The organism is Bacteroides sp. 11BF, from assembly GCF_019633765.1.
Taxonomy (GTDB): domain Bacteria; phylum Bacteroidota; class Bacteroidia; order Bacteroidales; family Bacteroidaceae; genus Bacteroides; species Bacteroides hominis.
This window is the reverse complement of the sequence record NZ_JAFKPJ010000001.1, coordinates 83,372-99,776: the sequence shown is the minus strand read 5'-3', so window position 1 is coordinate 99,776 and position 16,405 is coordinate 83,372. Positions and strand designations below refer to the sequence as shown.

Genomic DNA, 16,405 nt, shown 5'->3' with positions numbered 1-16,405 from the left:
GATAATGGAGAGCAGGGGTTTCAGACTTTAAGTTTATATGCAGGACATAAATGAAGGGGTTGCAAAAAAAGATTTTCGCAACCCCTTCATTTATGATACAGTGATGTTATTTTTATTTCTTTGCCAGAAATTTCTTAGTCAACCATCTTCTGACCGGTTCATCATAGAACTTCAGGCAGAGATAAGCCAGTAAGATGTTTCCGAAGAATACAACCAATGCCATCGGCCACGCCTGTGAAAAGCTGAGTTCTTTACTCCATACCCACGCATAAAACAGATACATGAAAGGGTAGTGTACTATATACAACGGATAAGATATGTTTCCTAAGAATTCACAGATTTTAGATGACTTTTTATCTGTTGTTTTCCCCGAAGCACCCAGATAGACAAGTAACGGAAAAATAATGATGGCACATACAGAATCATAAATACCATTCATCCACGGAAATTCACTACCACCGATATAAGGCATGGAAAGCAAAACAATAATTGCCAGACTGCATATCCAAAATGCGCCTCTAACCTGAAGCGGTTTAAAAACACGCGTCATCAACAATCCGATAGAGAATGAAAACAATAAACGCAGGAAACCTCCGATCAGATTATAATCTGCCATTGACCATCCCACACCCAAGTGGCCATAACCGGAAAAATTGAATATGGCAAATGAAGCCAGTCCGATTCCGGCCAATACAACGAGCACCGTGAGAGCCTTCGTAGACAACTTGCGAATAAACAATGCATATAGTATGTTTCCGATATACTCAAAAAACAAAGACCAACTGGGACCATTCAAAGGGTACATCTCACCGTTTCCACGGACTTCAGGACCTGCCCCCGGCGCAACAGGAATCAAAAATATCCCCATAAGCATAGCCAGCATTACCATCGAAATGGAAACCTGTGAACCATCCCACTTCTCACAACCCTGTATGCAAAACGTAATGCTACCCAAAACAGCTCCCAGAACCACCATCGGATGCAAACGAATTAATCTGCGTTTGAAAAAGTCTTTTGTTTTCATTGTTTTCCAACGGTCATCATAAGCATAGCCGATAACAAACCCCGATAAGATAAAGAAGAAATCGACAGCCAGATACCCGTGATTAAATCGCTGGTCTATGGGACTTGTTGCAAAACCTTCGAATATATGGTACCATATTACCATGAGAGCAGCGACCCCTCTCAATCCGTCAAGAAGTTCATAATGAGGTTTTGTGTCTAAAAATGCAGTAGTAGTTCCTTTTTGCATGATAATTTACAAATTTGTTTTTTTGTTAACGGTTACATAATAATGCGGCAAAGTTACGCAACTTGAAAAACATAAAATTTGTTCTATGGCAAAATATTATCGTATAAAAATTATTTTTGGGCCCTGAGACGACTAAGTGTAGAAAGCTTGATCCCCAGATATGATGCGATATATCCCAAATTAGCCCGCTGGCACACTTGAGGAAACTGCTGCTTAAACTCTTCGTACCGTTCTTTGGCCGGCAATGCAAGCCGTTCCTTATGTGAACGCTGCAAACGTCTATATTCATTTTGATGGATAATCCGTCCCCAGTTAGCCAGTTCGATATTGGTTTGAAAAAGCCTGTTCAAGTCAGCCAGTGATATTTTGTATGCAACAACGTCTTCAAGTGTTTCTACAAATTCTTCACTCAACTTATTATAATATAATTCATCCATGCTAAAGACAATTCCCCCTTCACAAGAAAAAGAAGTAGTTATTTCTTCTCCGTTCACAAGCCAGAAAGAACGGGTCATCCCTTTTTCTATAAAATAAGCGAACTTGCAAAATGTATTTTCCTTTATCAACAAATGTTTTTTGGGAAAACGGCATAAGGTCACACTCTCTTTCAACACTTGTATTGTATCGTCAGAAAGCAGGCACACAGAATTTATCTTATCTATAACATTCGTCATAAAGCTTCGGATAATTGAAGATCTATAAAAGTTATTCAGACTAAGCCTTAAAATAGAAACACATAACTTTACAATCTGGACGTAAAGTCGGTGTTTATTCCGTAGAACATTGATTATCAATATTTTCTTATGGAGAGACAGGGTACTGAATCCATCTACTTAGTCGCCTTAATTCAACTCTTTATCAATACATCAATGCCTTAGGAGGTACAATTTAGATTTCAAAAAAGACGTTTATCTATCGTTCTTTGGCTGTTCGCTGTCTGTCTAAAACTTCATTTCAAAGATACAAACCTTTTCTGAATTATGCAAATGGCTAAATATAAATGTTTCAGCTTAGGTGTAAGGTGCAAGCTATATAAATATATACTTGCACCTTACATCCAAATCTTATCTATTTTTTTTTAACATATGCAAGTTTTATTAAAAAAATATTTGTACATACAAAAGTACTTTCATAAAACTTAAAAAAATGGATGAAGTTATAAAATTAGGCTATTTAGCAGGTGCAACAAGATTTAGAAGAATAAGCGACAAGTTGTACATAGATGGAAACAAACTATACAGTGATGAAAAAGTACTGTTTAAAGCAATCTGTTTTTCAGCATATTATGCATTATCTGTATCCAAAAAGCCATTGACTGTTTTAGATTTAGCTAATATTATTGCTTTTCTCACATAACAGTTAAAAACATAATAAGAGAAATGGAAAATGAGAATTTAGTTCAAATCAAGCAAAATATTAAGAACAAAAGGTCTAAAATAATTCATTTATCAGAAAAGGGAATTTTAGAACTTTCAAAGATAGCTACACTGTCCTTGACTGTGATGTCGGTCGGTTCGTTCACCCATTTCAATTACTTTGAATTGCAAATCCGTCCAAGTACCTCTTTTATCTGTCTGCACGAAATCGGCAATCGCCTTTTCATATTTACTCTGCTCTCCACAACTTGTTAGCAGCAATAGAGCCGCTGCCGTCACTAATAAATTTCTATTCATCTCATATTCGTTTTATTTTCAATCATTTGCAAAAGTAGTTAAAAACCGTAAGAGTATTGCTATTTCCGCTTCCTTTTCTTCTCGTCATCCTGCTGCATCCGCTTGTTCAACCTTTCCCGTATCTTATCCAGAAAGTTTCGTCCAGCGGACGCTGGCTTTCCACATTGAGTATCTTGTGAAAATAAGATCAGCCGTCCCAGCAACATCGGTTTTTGATACTTGAAAAAAGAGATTTCTTCGGTTTCATCACTGAAAGGCATTGATTCTACAAGCACTTTCATTTCACTCAATTTTTCTTTCAGGAAGACAATAATAGTCTTACAATCTAATGATATGCTTTCCGTTCAGGTCAATGCCGGATACCCGTTTGTCCACTTCCTGCATCATTTCTTCATACGTTTCTTGCATACAAATTCTATTTCTGGTTTTGGGTGCAAAGATACAGGTATTGTCAGGATAGTCTATCACAGATAGTTGGCATATTATCATATAAATTAATCATCGGAAAAATTATACCGAAAGTTATTGCTTTGATTTTCTCAAATTGCCGGGCGTATCACCCAAATACTGTTTACAAAAACTGTTGAAATGCTGCGGGGATGAAAATTTATGAACCTGCAGCGTAACATCACTTAACGCCATGCCACTGTATTCACTTCCACGGGGAACGAACATCACCTCTCCCGCACACAGGATTTCATCGTGGAAGAATGTACTGGTAATCCGTGCATGCCCTTTCATGCAGAATATCAAGTAAATGATATTCGTATCGTCGCTATGCACCGTTGTCCCGGCAGGAAAGCTTTTCACATCAAAATGGCAATCTATTGGATTTTCATCACAAAACGCCGGCTTATGATTTTTTCGTATCATAATTTATTACGCTATTTTTCTTTGGGAAATACTTTTTCTCCTACGGTAACAGTTCTGAAGCTATGTAGTAATAGCTTTGTCCTTCCATCGTTATTTTTTCTTCTCCGTATTTCTTAGCCATATTTTCTTTCCTCTCTTTAAAATATTGAATAAGTTCGTCCAACTCTTTGTCGGTTAACTGTTTTTTCTTTTTGAGATCCTTCACCGTTATGTCATCAAGCACAGGGCTGTTAGCCGGAACTCCAAATATCTGACTGTGTGCATAAGAAAGAGAATATCGCCTGATTTCCTTTCGCTTATTTTTGCAGATCCGGCAGTTGCGCAGTTCTGACATATAAAAGCGATAAAGGTGGCGGCGTATTTTTCCGGTAGATACATACACCGTATCTACTTTGCTTTCGGGATTTGCGGGTGATGCGCCGAGAGTTTCCACCTTATCGGGGCGTACCCTTTCCCTTAAATAGCGGCACAACTGTTTAACTTTACCTTTCTTTGGCTTATTCATGTCCTTCACATCCACTTCTATTGCACAGAGTGTTTCCAAGCGTTCTATTGTCTGTTTCAGTTCCGGGTCGGAGAGTAGCAGGTAATAGCGCATCAAACTGTCCGGAACGGTAATTCTTCCTGTTTTCCTATACCATACCGGAGCAACATCACCAAATATTTTTTTAAACTCCTTATCCGGTTTTACCCCTTGAGGCAGATGATAGGTTGCAATCAGAAGACTGTCTAAACGGTCTTTACCATTGCCAACCGTGGCAAATGCACGGTCTATGCTTTCAGAGAGCAGTTGGTGATCCGCTTTTATCTGCGTTACGATGGAATCCACCGCTCCGGCAAACAATTCCATTGGCAGGGTTTCACCTTTCTCCGGAAACAGGAAACCGCCTTGTGTCATGCTGGCATAGGGATAGTCGAGCATGAGAAAATTCGGGCCTGCTTCCCGCAACAGGTTGCTGCGGCAAAACTGGTCGGCATACAGAATCATATTCCGCTTGTTTTTAGTGCGGTACTCGGCGTAATGTTCAATCATGTTTGAAAGTTGAAGCACATAGTTATTGTACTTATCGTCGTTCGAGGCGTACAGTTGCCAACCGAGCAGGCGGCAGTTCTTTTCATTCAGGGTTTTCACAATGGAAGAGGGAGCATTCTCTTGCTGTTCTCCCGTTTCACCGACTGATATAATCAGATTAACCGCTTCAGGTGTATTGCCGATAAGTTCCAATGCACTTCTCATTGCCTTCCATGCAGGCAAAGGAGTACTTTCTGTGTCAGCTACATGTGATGCCATTTTTACCAATCGGTCTATAAGTATCTCGTAGTCAGCAGTCAGGGGAATTGTCTCCATGCCCCGGCGAGTAGCTACCGCCGCTCCGAATTGATAGGAGAACGATTCACCGGAACCGGCAAAAAACGGTCCCAGATTCTGTATGGCATTCAACAGCATCGGGTATTGTTCCGGTAGCCGGGAAGACTGTTCCATTGCGAACAGGATATTTATTCGCTTCAATTCTTGCTTGATTTGATTTCCACGGGTATAAGAGATTCTCTTTCCGTTGATGTTGAACACGTGGTTGTCCTTCTTGTCAATAACCGGTTCTAATGTTCCGCTGACGAACGAGCAGGTGGAATCGGTATGGTAAGGATATATCATAGGAGCATATTTCAGCGTCTTTTGCAAAGCCGGCACTCTGGAAAACGCCGTTCCTGTGAACACCTGATGTCCGATTTCTTGCAGCATGACGGCGGGAATCCATCCGATAACCTGCTCACCGATTTTATCGGCAGAGAGAGAAGGAGTTTTCGATACCAATACACTGCGTCTGTCAACAGAATACTTGAGCGCGTATATAATAGCGTGGATACCCACCACGCCGGTTTGATTCTGTAGTTCCGGATCGCCGAACACTTTCAATGAATCGGCGGTTGTAAAATAAGTTGCGGATTGCATGATTGCCGTGGTGTCGGTAATCGCAGTCAACAATTTGTCATGCAGTCCCGACTGTACATCGGTAATGGAAGAAGGTGAAAGTATCAGTCGGGAGCGGTGCATCCAGCCCACATATTCCGCCTTTTTGCGTTGGGTCATACGGTTGTGCTTGATATTTGTGGGGTTATATTTAATCAACCGCAAATAATCTCCTTTGGTCTTGATAACTAAGAACGTATCCAGTAATCCTACCTCGGCAGACTTTACCCTGCCTCCCGGATTGACATAGGCGGCATTCTCCACCCTGTCCGAATAGACAATCCACGGTTTGCGGTGGGCAGCGCTTCTGGGTGCCTTTATCCCCTCTATGGAATAATTTTCAGAATATTCACGAGGGAGCTTCCTCAGTTGAGTGAAGCGGTGTACGGGAGCACAAGCCGATAAAACGACGATAGAAATCAATAGGACAAATAACTTTCTCATTTCATTTCTTTTTTTCGATTTGCATAACCGTTATTTGGGTGATATATCCGCTCTCTTCATCCTCCGTCTCTACGATGACATTCTGGATAATCGTTTCTTTTCTGCCGATATGGTGCAGTCCTTGGCAATAAGAATAAAAGTCGTTATATTTATTGTTGTTGATAATAACCAGCGTGTTCGGGTTATTATTAAAATACTTGTCCACTACATAGTTGTAGTTTACATTAAAGGGTTTACCGTCTGCAATGTTCTGCAACTTCTCTTTGATGTCTAAACCGATGAGCACCATTACATCGGTAGAATCATTCTCCGAATAGTAGGGCAGAATGTTTATCCGGTGTCTGATGGGATACCGGGTATTCTCCGTATTAAGCAATACTTCGTACTCTCCGGGTTCGGTATAAGCATAAAGAGCCGTTTTTTCACGGGAATCAATCATCCCCGTCTCTCCGAACTCCCAGCGCCATTGTTCGTCGTGTCCTTCGCCACGGAAGATGATATTTTCTCCCTGAATAGCTTCCTTGGGAGCTATGATATGAACCAGATGCAGGTCTTCCGTATTGGTCTTCTCTTTTACCCTCACATCAAAGTAGCGTTCCAGATTTCCGTTGACGGTCAGTCGTATTTTGTACACCCCTTTTTGCTTGAACCGATGGTGTCCGCTGCGTTGTGTGGATGTCTCGTTGTTTCCGAACTCCCAGTACCAGATTCTCGCTCCCGACGTGGAATCGGAAAAAAATATTTCTTCCCCCACGACAGGGTCAGACGGAGTTACAGTAGCCTGAATCGGCTGCTTCTGCGAGCAAGCTCTCATTACCAGCAGAAAAACCATAATAAGTATGATAACGGAGATAAAGATATAGAGAACCTTCGTATTTAGGAATTTATTCATCATGGCTTGCCTCCTTTATTTTTAAGTTCGCCTTCTTTCTTCTGGAGTCCGACTTCGCACTCCTCCAGATTCTTCTTGAACTTTATTATGTTATCCTGCTTGCTCCATAGTTCTTTCTTGTCGGCAAACCACATTTCATATACCGAAGCGAGATGCCAGAACATCTTATTGCGCTTGTCAAAACTGTTTCTTTCCCATTGTTTGGCAAGGTCGTTTATCAGGAACTTGATATCATTTTCCTCATAAGAGGCATTGACGCCCGGCTCAAACTGTTCAATACGCGAAAATAAGGTATCTGCGCTCACAATCTGTATAGATTGTATATTTTGAAATTCCTTTTGCCGCTCCATCTTTTTAATGACCATTATTTTATTGGAGAAGATGTGGCGTGTCCCTGCATACTTGAAAAGAATAAATCCACAGGCTCCTGTGATAACAATAAACAGGGTAAGCACATATACAAATCCGATAAAGCGTTCACGCTCGCTAACGGTTTTGCCGCTTTTATTTTTGGGGGTTATGCTCATATCTTTCCTATTTTACTTTTCTACACTAATGTTTCCCAATGTCAGCTTTCGGGTAGCCTGTTTATTGTCCTGAATGCACCGCATCAGGTCTTTTCTCACAAGGCTTTCTTCAATAACCGCTTTACGTATGGCTTCTTTGGTGTCCAGAAACACGTTGATTTGCGAAGCCAGTTTTTTGTACAGAAGTACATCCTTACTATCCATTATTTGCAGTTCCTCGATAAGTTCCATCTTGCGTGTACTGATAACTTTTTGGAGCACCACCTGATTCAGCCGGTCGTTACTGCCCATCAGCACCAGGTAGTTATACAGCGAATCCACCTTATCCACCAGGGCAATCTGTCTGGCGTAAATCTTATCGTATTCTTGCGTTTTGGATTCCATCAGTTTATATTCGCTTCCATTCGTATGGATAAAGCCTGTGAGCAGTGCCATGCTCAAAGCCGTACTGATTAACAGTCCGCCGGCAAACTCCAAATATCCACGGATGATTTTCTCACTGTTCTTTGCTTTCATAATTCTTATAAATAAGTGTTTATCCCGAGGTAACACGGACTGGCGTCACCCGTCGGTTTTAAATAAGTCTTGCGTTCGTCAGGACTAACGCTGACCGTCACATCGAACTCCTGCCACGCACCAAGAAAAATATCCGCCAGCATTTCAAGAGCTTTGCGGGAGCGGTTGCCGGGCAGGAACCTTTCGACTTCCCGAGTTGGCAGGTCGCCTATGTGTATATGCAAATCAGCCTCAGCACTATTAAGCACCCCCACATTCACACTGTTTGCTCCCAGTCTCATGTTCCCCAGCCGGTTCGGTTTTTGTGCCCTTATTGTCCGTTGCACCATTTTGGGGCGTACCTTTACCGGAGCTTCCAGAATCTGCGACAGTGCGTCGCTTACCTCTTCCAGTCTGCCCCGGATCGAATGGATATGCGGCATGAACTTGATGAATAGCAACGCCCCCTGTCCGGACAAAATATGAATGACCGGCCAGCAAGCGGCAAAGAGCTTCGCATAATCAGAATATTTGTTCTTTTTATCGTACCGCAATTCGAGCAATTGTGCCTGTATCCCTTCTCTGTCCACTTCGCTCTCCAGCAGGCTGAAAAAGCGGCGGATAAAGAACTCTTCGTTACGATGTTGTTGCATCTCTTCCAGAATAAGTCCCAAATCTTTCACCTTGCCGGGAAAGAGCGCCTCATGGAACAATCCCTCCGGCAGCGAATCATAAATTCCCCGGCGGTTGGTCTTTAGTTCTATGTACGCACCCTCCGCCATGCCCGCATGATTCCTGTGCTTCACCGACCGGATATCTTTTGAAACATTGCTCAGGTTATTACCGTCACGCACCATCATAATCTGAGCGGTGTCGAACCCGGCTTCCGACAGCAAGGCTCCGTATAGCTCTGCCTTGAAGTCGGTGTCCATTGTATTGGGCGGAAGAAGCCCCTTTATCTCTTTGGGTAAGCAATGTTCCATATCAATCCATTATGCTCCATGTTTTGTTTTGTCCCGTAGTATTGTTTCCCGTTGTGCGTTCCGATACCACAATATTCTCCTTATGCTGACCGATATATTCCAGCGTACTGAGCCGTTGCCACAATTCGGTAAGTGTGTACATAAACGAATAGGCACGAACCATCGAAGCCCGGATATCCGTATGTTCGTACAGCATCTCCAACGTATCGGCGAGTTGCTCGTCGAACGAACCGGGCGTTACGTCGCTCCACTCGTAGAAATATTTCTGCGTTTCCTCCTTTTGCGTCCCTGATAGGTAGCTGAAACTTACATACATGATATGCGCCAGACTCGATACGGAATCCAGTACATCAATAGGAGCATTGTACAGCCCTTTATTGGTATAAGTGAATTGCAGGGTGGCGAGGTAGCGGAGCATCTCCCGACATATCAGAGAGATGTGCACACCCAGTTCGCCGCGATTATCCCTATTATGTATTTTGGCTATGATAATTTTGCTGTAATTCTCCAGTGAGCGGAACATATTTCCGAACTTGGCATGATACTCTTGCAGTTCAGGGTGGCTTTTCATCGTCGTACAGGGCGGGATAAAGTCGGCATCTACCATGAATCGTTCGGCATCCTTGCGGATACGTCCGATGGTCAGGTAATGGGAACCCAGTTCACTGATATTGATTTCTCCTTTGGGCATCACAAACAACCGATAGGAGGGCAAGGCGTTCGGATGGCGGGGTGGAACTTCCTCCGGATTGGGGTCACCCGAGCCTACCCGGTGGAACGGATCCACGGAGAGGATAATGTCCCATTGCGTGATATTCTTACGGGTATCCGATTCTACAGAATAGTTCTTCACTAATTCGCTTCCCGTTTCGGTGGCATCAAATTGGATGCGGATACCCGAAGCGGTGACCGCATCGCAGTATTTCAGCCGCACTTCGATGTGTCCGGTCACGTGCTGGCTGATACGGATGCCGTTTTCGCCATCCCTGTTTTGCCGTGCGGGCAACAGCCCGTAGTTATAACTGTTGGTTCGTACTTCTATGCTGTCGCGAATGCTGTCCAGAAAGTAATCGTCATGTTGGTTGAAGATGGCGGCTGACAGCGGCATACAGTCCGACCAGTTTACTAAATTTTTCTTTGCCATATAGTATGTAGTTTTATTTTTATATTCTTAGTTCTCATTATGTTCCATTACCCGTTTAGCAACAATTACATCACGGCTGCGGATGCGGTTATCCTTTACGGTAAGGTTGAAGTCTATGTAATGCCGGGGAGATAGCAAGGTGGGCTTCCGGTAGAAAATCCATCCTCCCTCTTTTGCGGCATAGTCGTCTATCGGGGCTTGTGGAGACTTCAGATTATAGTCGTCAATCATCCGGTGAAACCATGTGCCGAATTGCATTTCGTCGGGTGCTTTCACACTGAGCTTGACCGGTTCCCGGTCGCTTTCTTGTTTGTATAGCTCTATTTGCAGGACTTGCAGGCTGCCCGGGTCAAAATATCCGTCCTGCTCGGTATCGTCTGTATATCTCCATACTTCATACACGGGAATCGGAATGGCGATAAAGATACGGTAGGTGCGGATAAATACCGAGACAATGACGAATGGAAGCAGGCAGGTGGATGCCCACAGACCGTATTTCAGTTCATTGCAGAGATTGAATACAAGGGTGAAGAACAGCATAGATACTACCAGTATAAAACCGGTGAGAATGATTTCGTGGCGGTACTTGTAGTCGTCCTTATACACCCATGCTATCATTCGTATGTTATAACTGCCCAGAAGGAGATACAACATGGCAAGGAAGATGTAGCCGTAGGGCATGAAACCGTAGTCAAGAAATCCCAGCAAAGCAGGGAGCGTCAGGATGACGATTGCACCGACGGTATAACCTACCAGCCGCTTGTTGCCCAGCAAGGCGTTCTTCTTGGCTATGAAAATGCCTAAGCCTACCAGCAACAATCCCAGCATCGGGTAGAGCAGGTAGGTTAAGGCAAGGGTTTGGAAGAATGAGTTCATATTTCTACTCTTGTTTTAAGTTAATCTGAGATATAAATACTTGTTCTAATGGATTATATGACTTCTGTACTTTCATGCTATCAGGTTATTTGATATATTTTACCTCCGCTGTGTTACTATCACAAAGAAAACAGTCGGTCAATACAGTGTCGTCGGGAAGTACGATATATTCCACATTTTCAGGAGCAAACAACTTAAATACAAATTGTTTTTTCCAGATGCCGATTAAGGCCAAATCGTTATCATTCGGTATTTCTATTTCATGCTTCTGACAATACCATGACACTCTGTCATAATAATATACTATTCTGTGTTTTATTTTAGATAATCTCTGCTTAAACTCATCCGTACCATATATATAACCCATATAAGCATCTGTAACAAGTATGGTATTAGGATATATCGGTTTAGGGAATCCTTCTGCCTTCCGGCGTAAAAAGTCTTTCTCCCTGTAAGGATCGAAAGTGTCCCCTTGAGGTAACGGACGATTTTTATCCATATAGAGGACATAAAATGACCACCAGCCGGAATCATACGCACCAAGGACAGGAATGACAATTCCACTGTAAGGATGTGCAAAACCTAAGTTTCCGTTAGAATACCCCGGAATTACTTTTGAAAAGGGAATGGTACAACGTGGAAAAAACAAATGGCGGGGAAAAGTCACAGTACCCTTCATTCTGTCTAGTACAAAACGACGGGAAGGAGCAAGTAATCCGTTTAAAAGCAGAAAAAAAGAGGCTACTATTCCTCCACTTATGGGAGGTGAATAAAGATCACTAGATGGATCATTTATTTCTCGATAAATGACGATTATTCCTACGCATGAAAGAATCCCCCCGATGACTATCAAAGTACTCCGGATTAAGGAACTCGGATTGAAGACAAAAAATTTATCATCAGCTCTTTCTACATTCATGCTATCGGCAAGCTCAGCCGTTAATACAGTTGGAAAGGGATATATAATATGCTCCATCATTCTGCTTTTCCCCATCCATATCTTTGTTGCGATTAATACACCTACCAAAATCAGTCCTATCGACATCAAAAATATCATTCCGGATACGAAGAGTATTAATAGCTTACCCCATACATACTCAAAAATCCATAGCTCCTCATAAGACCAATTTGTAAAGCGCCACATTCCATAACAACAAACCCCAAATACCGGAAATCCGCATAACAATACAATGATTCCGGCTATAATTCTGATTGTAGAGGGGCGGTTTCTATCTGTTTCCATTTCCATAACTGTTTCTTTCTTTAAAAATTCCACACATCTTTACTGTCTGGAGATATAAACACTTGTTCTAATATAGTCTTTGCTTCGTGATAAAGAAGCCTTCTTGAATCTAAAGGTATATTCATCTCTTCCATATAGGGATTTCTTTCTCAATTTCAGCATTTTCCTGCTTTTCCTTATTCCTATATTTCTCAAATTCCGGCATGTCTGGCAACTCCTCTTCCTCCATGTATACCTGTATGAAGCGTGCAAAGCGCTTAGCGGCATCTATGCCGCCAGCAATGCCTAAGGGGATTCCGCCCAATGAACGGCGTGGATTGGCGATTACTATTTCTTCTTCACCCTTGCCGCTGAGAGTCTTCGCATGATAATTGCCAAAAAGTGTGACCACAGCTTGGTCATAAGGTATTGTCTCTTTTTTCTGAAATATAAATCGGGCAGGTATAGTTATGGTTTTAGAAACGCGATCAAAAACGATCCGCCGCCAAGGTTTAAGAATTTGACTGATTGCCGCCCACAACATAACGACATCAATTTCAAGGAATAATAACGCATTTACAAAACCTTCGGTCGAAAGTTTTGAAGGAGTGGCATCTGCAAAATAGACTAGGCCTAAAAAGATAATAAAAAGAAACAAAAATAGAAAAATCCTCGCCAATACGTAATCATTATCAATGACAATCTGTTTATCATCAATCCTGTTAAATTTATATTTTTCACCAGTTGAGGATTTCCAACAATCCGGCAAAGCTATCGATTTTAATTTTCCGTCATTTTTTAGGGGTATTTTGGGATGCAGGCTCCAAACAGTTTTTATTATTATGTACCCCGCTAAGCAATATCCACCGTTAATGGTTATCAATCCAAGTATAATATTAGTGAAGGTAACTTTATCATTATACAGATTTAGTAATACGATTGATAGAACTAACAAAGAGAAAGAAAATGTTGATCCATATATCACTAACCAGCACCTCCTTATACGCCACTTTTCCTTTTTCTTCTCAGCTTCTCTCCGCTCAACATCAGCAATGATTTCACGACGCCATTGCTTACTACTCTTTTTTTTCTGTTCCATCATTCTTCCCATTTTTCCAATTCTGCTTTTATTGATTTCCGCTCATCAAATAATCTATTGCCCTCTATGGGCGGATCGGTGTTAGCATGCTGAATAACTAAGCCTACTTGTTGCCGTACTTGAGTGAAGTCAAAAGTGTTTTTGTAAGAAAAATAAAAAGAAGCACATTTTTCTTCCCCATACATGTTCTTAGGAGTATGTACACTTTTCCCGTCTATAGAAGTATGAGTGGTTCTTACCATCACTTTGATGTTCCCACCCGTAAAATATTTCTTGTAATTAGCTTTATATTCTTTCTTGATATTAAACCTGGCAACTACTAATCCTTTTTCTGCATTCACTTCTACATTGTCTTCATAATCTTCCAAATAGTATCTCAAGTTCATGCGAATCCCTTGTTGATTGATATGTATGATATCAATATCGGCTTTTCCCTGAATCAATGGCATGTTTAGCAGATGAAAAATTACAGTGATATAATCCAAAGAAGAGGATTCAAAAACCACTTGATTTCCTCCCGCCCGCGGCTTTTTATATTCATAATATAATCTTAAACGGGCACTCATAATTCCCTGCCCAAATGTTATTAATTGGTTGAGTGCCCATTGTTGACGAAAAAGATATTGTTGCCTTATCGATGCTACTTTTTTACTTTTTTCTATACTCAATTGTAATAGTTGTACTCCGGAATTAGCCTTGATTTTAAGATCTTTTCCATAAGCACAGTTCTCCAACAGCAATTGGAGCTCCGTTCGACTTATCCATTCTGCCAATACAGCAGAGACAAAAGAGACAACAACTAAGGCTATTATTACTCCGCCAGTAAATCCTGCTAAAGGAAGTAGTGTCGAGCCGAGGCCTGATAGCCCCGAGAGAATCAACAAGGATGCCGCACCGGTTTGCTCCGTTTTAAAAAGTGATGCTGCATCTACAAAAGCAGAAAGAGCAAATAATGATCCTGTAATAACTCCTAAGATTCTTATATTCAGCGTTATTATTCTCTTCGAGATTGTATTTTCTAATATTTTTGTTTGCTCAACATACTTCATACCAAGGTAAACAATCTGAGTGGAGTAAGCAAAAATATCCACAACATCTTTACCCGTCTTTTTCTCTTTCTGCATAGCAATAGTCAGACAGATTATGCTCAAGCCTGTCATCCCTCTGGCGAACTGCGGGCTATTGGTAAACTTTTCAATCCCTTTCTTCCATTTGGCATCCCCTGCATTCAATATACTTTTTTCCCAGCGTGACAAAGCTGTATCTACCGTAACATGCAGCTCATCGAGTTGTTTCCACGAAGCGGGTCTTGCAGATAAAGGTTGTTTATTAACATCAGTCACTCTGCTAAAATCGATAGTGTAGGCTCTACCTCTACCTTCTATGGTACTTGTCAACAAATGGGAATAATCAATTCTACGTTTCATGTAATCCGGGATCTCACATTCGGGAAATTTTACCGAATGAGTGCCTTTTCCCGTGGTAAACTTGAACAGCTTGACAACAAGCTCTTCCTGACGCTTGGCGTCTTTTATTTTCTTTATCCAATTTCCAAGATTACTCACTACAGTGTCAAAAGCATCACCTGCAGATACTGCCAGTGCGCTTGTTTTGGCTATGTCATCAAGGTTCCATTCCGTTTGTAGTAGTTTGCCGGTATTTTCGGTTCCCGTGATAACTTTATCAATGAATTTATCTATGTCCGGTCCGTCAGGAGATTGTGTATCCATTTTGCTCAAAGGACCGTCCATAAAGCCATCCACGGTTTTAGGTTCTGTCAATACTCCGTCAATATGATTGCATAAATAAGATTTTCCCAATAGCTGCACACGGGTATCCTTCGCCAGATAATCTTCTATCACCAGTTGATAAGCATTATCACATACTATAGTGTATAATGCGCAACGAATCTTGTTTATTTTTCTCCGTATTACTTTCCGTTGGCTCACCTGAAGCACCGCTTTAAGCAGATCCTCATTCAAATGGCTGCTATACTTATAAAATATGCTTGTTTTGGTATCCCACATACGGTATACCAGTGTTCCCAAGTCGATGAGAGCAGCAAGCTCCGATTTATTGTAAGCGTCCTTAAAGTCTCCTGTTCTCATCTTTTCAATCAGAGTTTGAAGTTCCTTGTATTTATATGCACTGTCCGTGCAAAGAATATCGGCAACCCCCAGAGGATCGAGAACCGAAATGTAAAAGTCACCGGGGTTCTTTCCTTTTTCTACCTGTGCCTGTGCCTGCTTGCGTCTTTCGTTTTGACGGGCGGCAAATGCATCTTGCCGGGAAGCATAGTTGCTTTCTGTGTAGTCCCCCATATACAGTGAATGCTGCCAGCTCTTACCCGCCTCGTCTACGGAGAAACTGTCCTCTTCAGCGTAGGTGCCCTCAAAACATTTCGCGCAGTCCACAACCTGCATGCGTTTATTGCGTTTGCTCTCATCTGTCAGGATACTTTGGGCATATTCTTTACTCCACCTGATAGGAGAGAATGTAATCCATATTTTCTTGTCAGCTGCTTTTTTTAAGGGTATGTATGACCTTACCTGTTCCCGTTGGGGATTTTGCCAGGAAACGTTGGGGGCTTCGGCATCCGACCACACCAAATTGATCAGGTCACCTTCCTCAGACACCTCATATTCCCTATAAATGCCCTGCCCACTCTTCTTTTCAATGTATGCGTAAACGTACCCTTCACGCAGAGGGTTGCGGATATAGGAATATCCTTGCTGTTTCAAATCAGGCAACCCTTTCACAGAGTCATATTCCTGCACTGTCTTCAGGGGGGCTATGCTGTAGCTGCTCGTTTCCCGGCTATAGGGTATGTGGCGCAACAGATACAAGCGCACACAGTCCGGCACATGCAGTTTGTTTCCTTCCGCTTCTTTTCCTTTTCCGGATGCTTTTAAAGTAAATGTTGCGATAATATGATTATTTTCCGTTTCCATATCTG

The 16,405-nt window shown here is 41.9% G+C and carries 16 protein-coding genes; 1 reads left to right on the top strand and 15 read right to left on the bottom strand.

Features of this window, described 5'->3' with window-relative positions; genetic code table 11:
* Positions 1-112 precede the first annotated feature (112 nt).
* Positions 113-1,252: an acyltransferase gene (locus tag JZY04_RS00425; RefSeq protein ID WP_122143050.1), complete on the bottom strand. Its 1,140-nt coding sequence runs from the start codon at positions 1,250-1,252 to the stop codon at positions 113-115.
* Between the two features lie 110 nt (positions 1,253-1,362).
* Positions 1,363-1,926 (bottom strand): Crp/Fnr family transcriptional regulator, encoded by a 564-nt coding sequence (locus tag JZY04_RS00420; RefSeq protein WP_032543595.1) that lies wholly within the window; start codon positions 1,924-1,926, stop codon positions 1,363-1,365.
* A gap of 472 nt (positions 1,927-2,398) precedes the next feature.
* Here JZY04_RS00420 and JZY04_RS00415 point away from each other — a divergent pair, with 472 nt between their 5' ends.
* Positions 2,399-2,608, top strand: coding sequence for a hypothetical protein (locus JZY04_RS00415; RefSeq protein ID WP_032540977.1), 210 nt, complete (start codon positions 2,399-2,401; stop codon positions 2,606-2,608).
* A gap of 116 nt (positions 2,609-2,724) precedes the next feature.
* Here JZY04_RS00415 and JZY04_RS00410 read toward each other — a convergent pair whose 3' ends face one another.
* The 13 genes from JZY04_RS00410 to JZY04_RS00350 form a co-directional block, all read right to left on the bottom strand.
* A complete protein-coding gene (locus JZY04_RS00410; RefSeq protein WP_050550876.1) occupies positions 2,725-2,925 on the bottom strand; it encodes a hypothetical protein in 201 nt (66 codons plus the stop codon).
* A 59-nt stretch (positions 2,926-2,984) separates the two neighbouring features.
* On the bottom strand, positions 2,985-3,206 hold the full coding sequence (locus JZY04_RS00405) for a hypothetical protein (RefSeq protein ID WP_122143049.1): 222 nt from the start codon (positions 3,204-3,206) through the stop codon (positions 2,985-2,987).
* 241 nt (positions 3,207-3,447) lie between these two features.
* Positions 3,448-3,798, bottom strand: coding sequence for a hypothetical protein (locus tag JZY04_RS00400; RefSeq protein ID WP_250707032.1), 351 nt, complete (start codon positions 3,796-3,798; stop codon positions 3,448-3,450).
* Between the two features lie 40 nt (positions 3,799-3,838).
* Entirely contained in the window at positions 3,839-6,211 is a 2,373-nt protein-coding gene (gene tssR / locus JZY04_RS00395; RefSeq protein WP_122143048.1) for a type VI secretion system protein TssR domain-containing protein, read from the bottom strand.
* A 1-nt stretch (position 6,212) separates the two neighbouring features.
* Positions 6,213-7,106 (bottom strand): PKD domain-containing protein, encoded by an 894-nt coding sequence (locus JZY04_RS00390; RefSeq protein WP_080715636.1) that lies wholly within the window; start codon positions 7,104-7,106, stop codon positions 6,213-6,215.
* Entirely contained in the window at positions 7,103-7,630 is a 528-nt protein-coding gene (locus tag JZY04_RS00385) for a type VI secretion system transmembrane protein TssO (protein WP_122143047.1), read from the bottom strand. The genes JZY04_RS00390 and JZY04_RS00385 overlap by 4 nt, the downstream gene beginning before the upstream one ends.
* Before the next feature lie 12 nt (positions 7,631-7,642).
* Positions 7,643-8,146 carry a type VI secretion system TssO gene (gene tssO, locus JZY04_RS00380; protein ID WP_005787050.1) on the bottom strand — a complete coding sequence of 168 codons (504 nt, stop codon included), beginning with the start codon at positions 8,144-8,146 and terminating at the stop codon, positions 7,643-7,645.
* Between the two features lie 5 nt (positions 8,147-8,151).
* On the bottom strand, positions 8,152-9,108 hold the full coding sequence (locus tag JZY04_RS00375) for a type VI secretion system baseplate subunit TssG (protein WP_122143046.1): 957 nt from the start codon (positions 9,106-9,108) through the stop codon (positions 8,152-8,154).
* Position 9,109: 1 nt separating this feature from the next.
* A complete protein-coding gene (locus tag JZY04_RS00370) occupies positions 9,110-10,252 on the bottom strand; it encodes a hypothetical protein (RefSeq protein WP_010992794.1) in 1,143 nt (380 codons plus the stop codon).
* 27 nt (positions 10,253-10,279) lie between these two features.
* Positions 10,280-11,128 (bottom strand): TssN family type VI secretion system protein, encoded by an 849-nt coding sequence (locus JZY04_RS00365; RefSeq protein ID WP_122143045.1) that lies wholly within the window; start codon positions 11,126-11,128, stop codon positions 10,280-10,282.
* Between the two features lie 85 nt (positions 11,129-11,213).
* The gene (locus tag JZY04_RS00360) at positions 11,214-12,371 is read right to left on the bottom strand and encodes a hypothetical protein (protein WP_250707034.1); all 1,158 of its coding nucleotides are present in this window, start codon (positions 12,369-12,371) and stop codon (positions 11,214-11,216) included.
* A 121-nt stretch (positions 12,372-12,492) separates the two neighbouring features.
* Positions 12,493-13,452 carry a hypothetical protein gene (locus tag JZY04_RS00355; protein ID WP_122143043.1) on the bottom strand — a complete coding sequence of 320 codons (960 nt, stop codon included), beginning with the start codon at positions 13,450-13,452 and terminating at the stop codon, positions 12,493-12,495.
* Entirely contained in the window at positions 13,449-16,400 is a 2,952-nt protein-coding gene (locus JZY04_RS00350) for a toxin VasX (protein ID WP_122143042.1), read from the bottom strand. Before JZY04_RS00350 ends, JZY04_RS00355 begins: the two co-directional genes overlap by 4 nt.
* Between the last annotated feature and the right edge of the window lie 5 nt (positions 16,401-16,405).

Excerpts from the sequence above, each read along its gene's own strand:
- JZY04_RS00425 (WP_122143050.1), bottom strand. The coding sequence starts at position 1,252 with ATGCAAAAAGGAACTACTACTGCATTTTTAGACACAAAACCTCATTAT.
- JZY04_RS00420 (WP_032543595.1), bottom strand. The coding sequence starts at position 1,926 with ATGACGAATGTTATAGATAAGATAAATTCTGTGTGCCTGCTTTCTGAC.
- JZY04_RS00415 (WP_032540977.1), top strand. The coding sequence starts at position 2,399 with ATGGATGAAGTTATAAAATTAGGCTATTTAGCAGGTGCAACAAGATTT.
- JZY04_RS00410 (WP_050550876.1), bottom strand. The coding sequence starts at position 2,925 with ATGAATAGAAATTTATTAGTGACGGCAGCGGCTCTATTGCTGCTAACA.
- JZY04_RS00405 (WP_122143049.1), bottom strand. The coding sequence starts at position 3,206 with ATGAAAGTGCTTGTAGAATCAATGCCTTTCAGTGATGAAACCGAAGAA.
- JZY04_RS00400 (WP_250707032.1), bottom strand. The coding sequence starts at position 3,798 with ATGATACGAAAAAATCATAAGCCGGCGTTTTGTGATGAAAATCCAATA.
- tssR (WP_122143048.1), bottom strand. The coding sequence starts at position 6,211 with ATGAGAAAGTTATTTGTCCTATTGATTTCTATCGTCGTTTTATCGGCT.
- JZY04_RS00390 (WP_080715636.1), bottom strand. The coding sequence starts at position 7,106 with ATGATGAATAAATTCCTAAATACGAAGGTTCTCTATATCTTTATCTCC.
- JZY04_RS00385 (WP_122143047.1), bottom strand. The coding sequence starts at position 7,630 with ATGAGCATAACCCCCAAAAATAAAAGCGGCAAAACCGTTAGCGAGCGT.
- tssO (WP_005787050.1), bottom strand. The coding sequence starts at position 8,146 with ATGAAAGCAAAGAACAGTGAGAAAATCATCCGTGGATATTTGGAGTTT.
- JZY04_RS00375 (WP_122143046.1), bottom strand. The coding sequence starts at position 9,108 with ATGGAACATTGCTTACCCAAAGAGATAAAGGGGCTTCTTCCGCCCAAT.
- JZY04_RS00370 (WP_010992794.1), bottom strand. The coding sequence starts at position 10,252 with ATGGCAAAGAAAAATTTAGTAAACTGGTCGGACTGTATGCCGCTGTCA.
- JZY04_RS00365 (WP_122143045.1), bottom strand. The coding sequence starts at position 11,128 with ATGAACTCATTCTTCCAAACCCTTGCCTTAACCTACCTGCTCTACCCG.
- JZY04_RS00360 (WP_250707034.1), bottom strand. The coding sequence starts at position 12,371 with ATGGAAACAGATAGAAACCGCCCCTCTACAATCAGAATTATAGCCGGA.
- JZY04_RS00355 (WP_122143043.1), bottom strand. The coding sequence starts at position 13,452 with ATGATGGAACAGAAAAAAAAGAGTAGTAAGCAATGGCGTCGTGAAATC.
- JZY04_RS00350 (WP_122143042.1), bottom strand. The coding sequence starts at position 16,400 with ATGGAAACGGAAAATAATCATATTATCGCAACATTTACTTTAAAAGCA.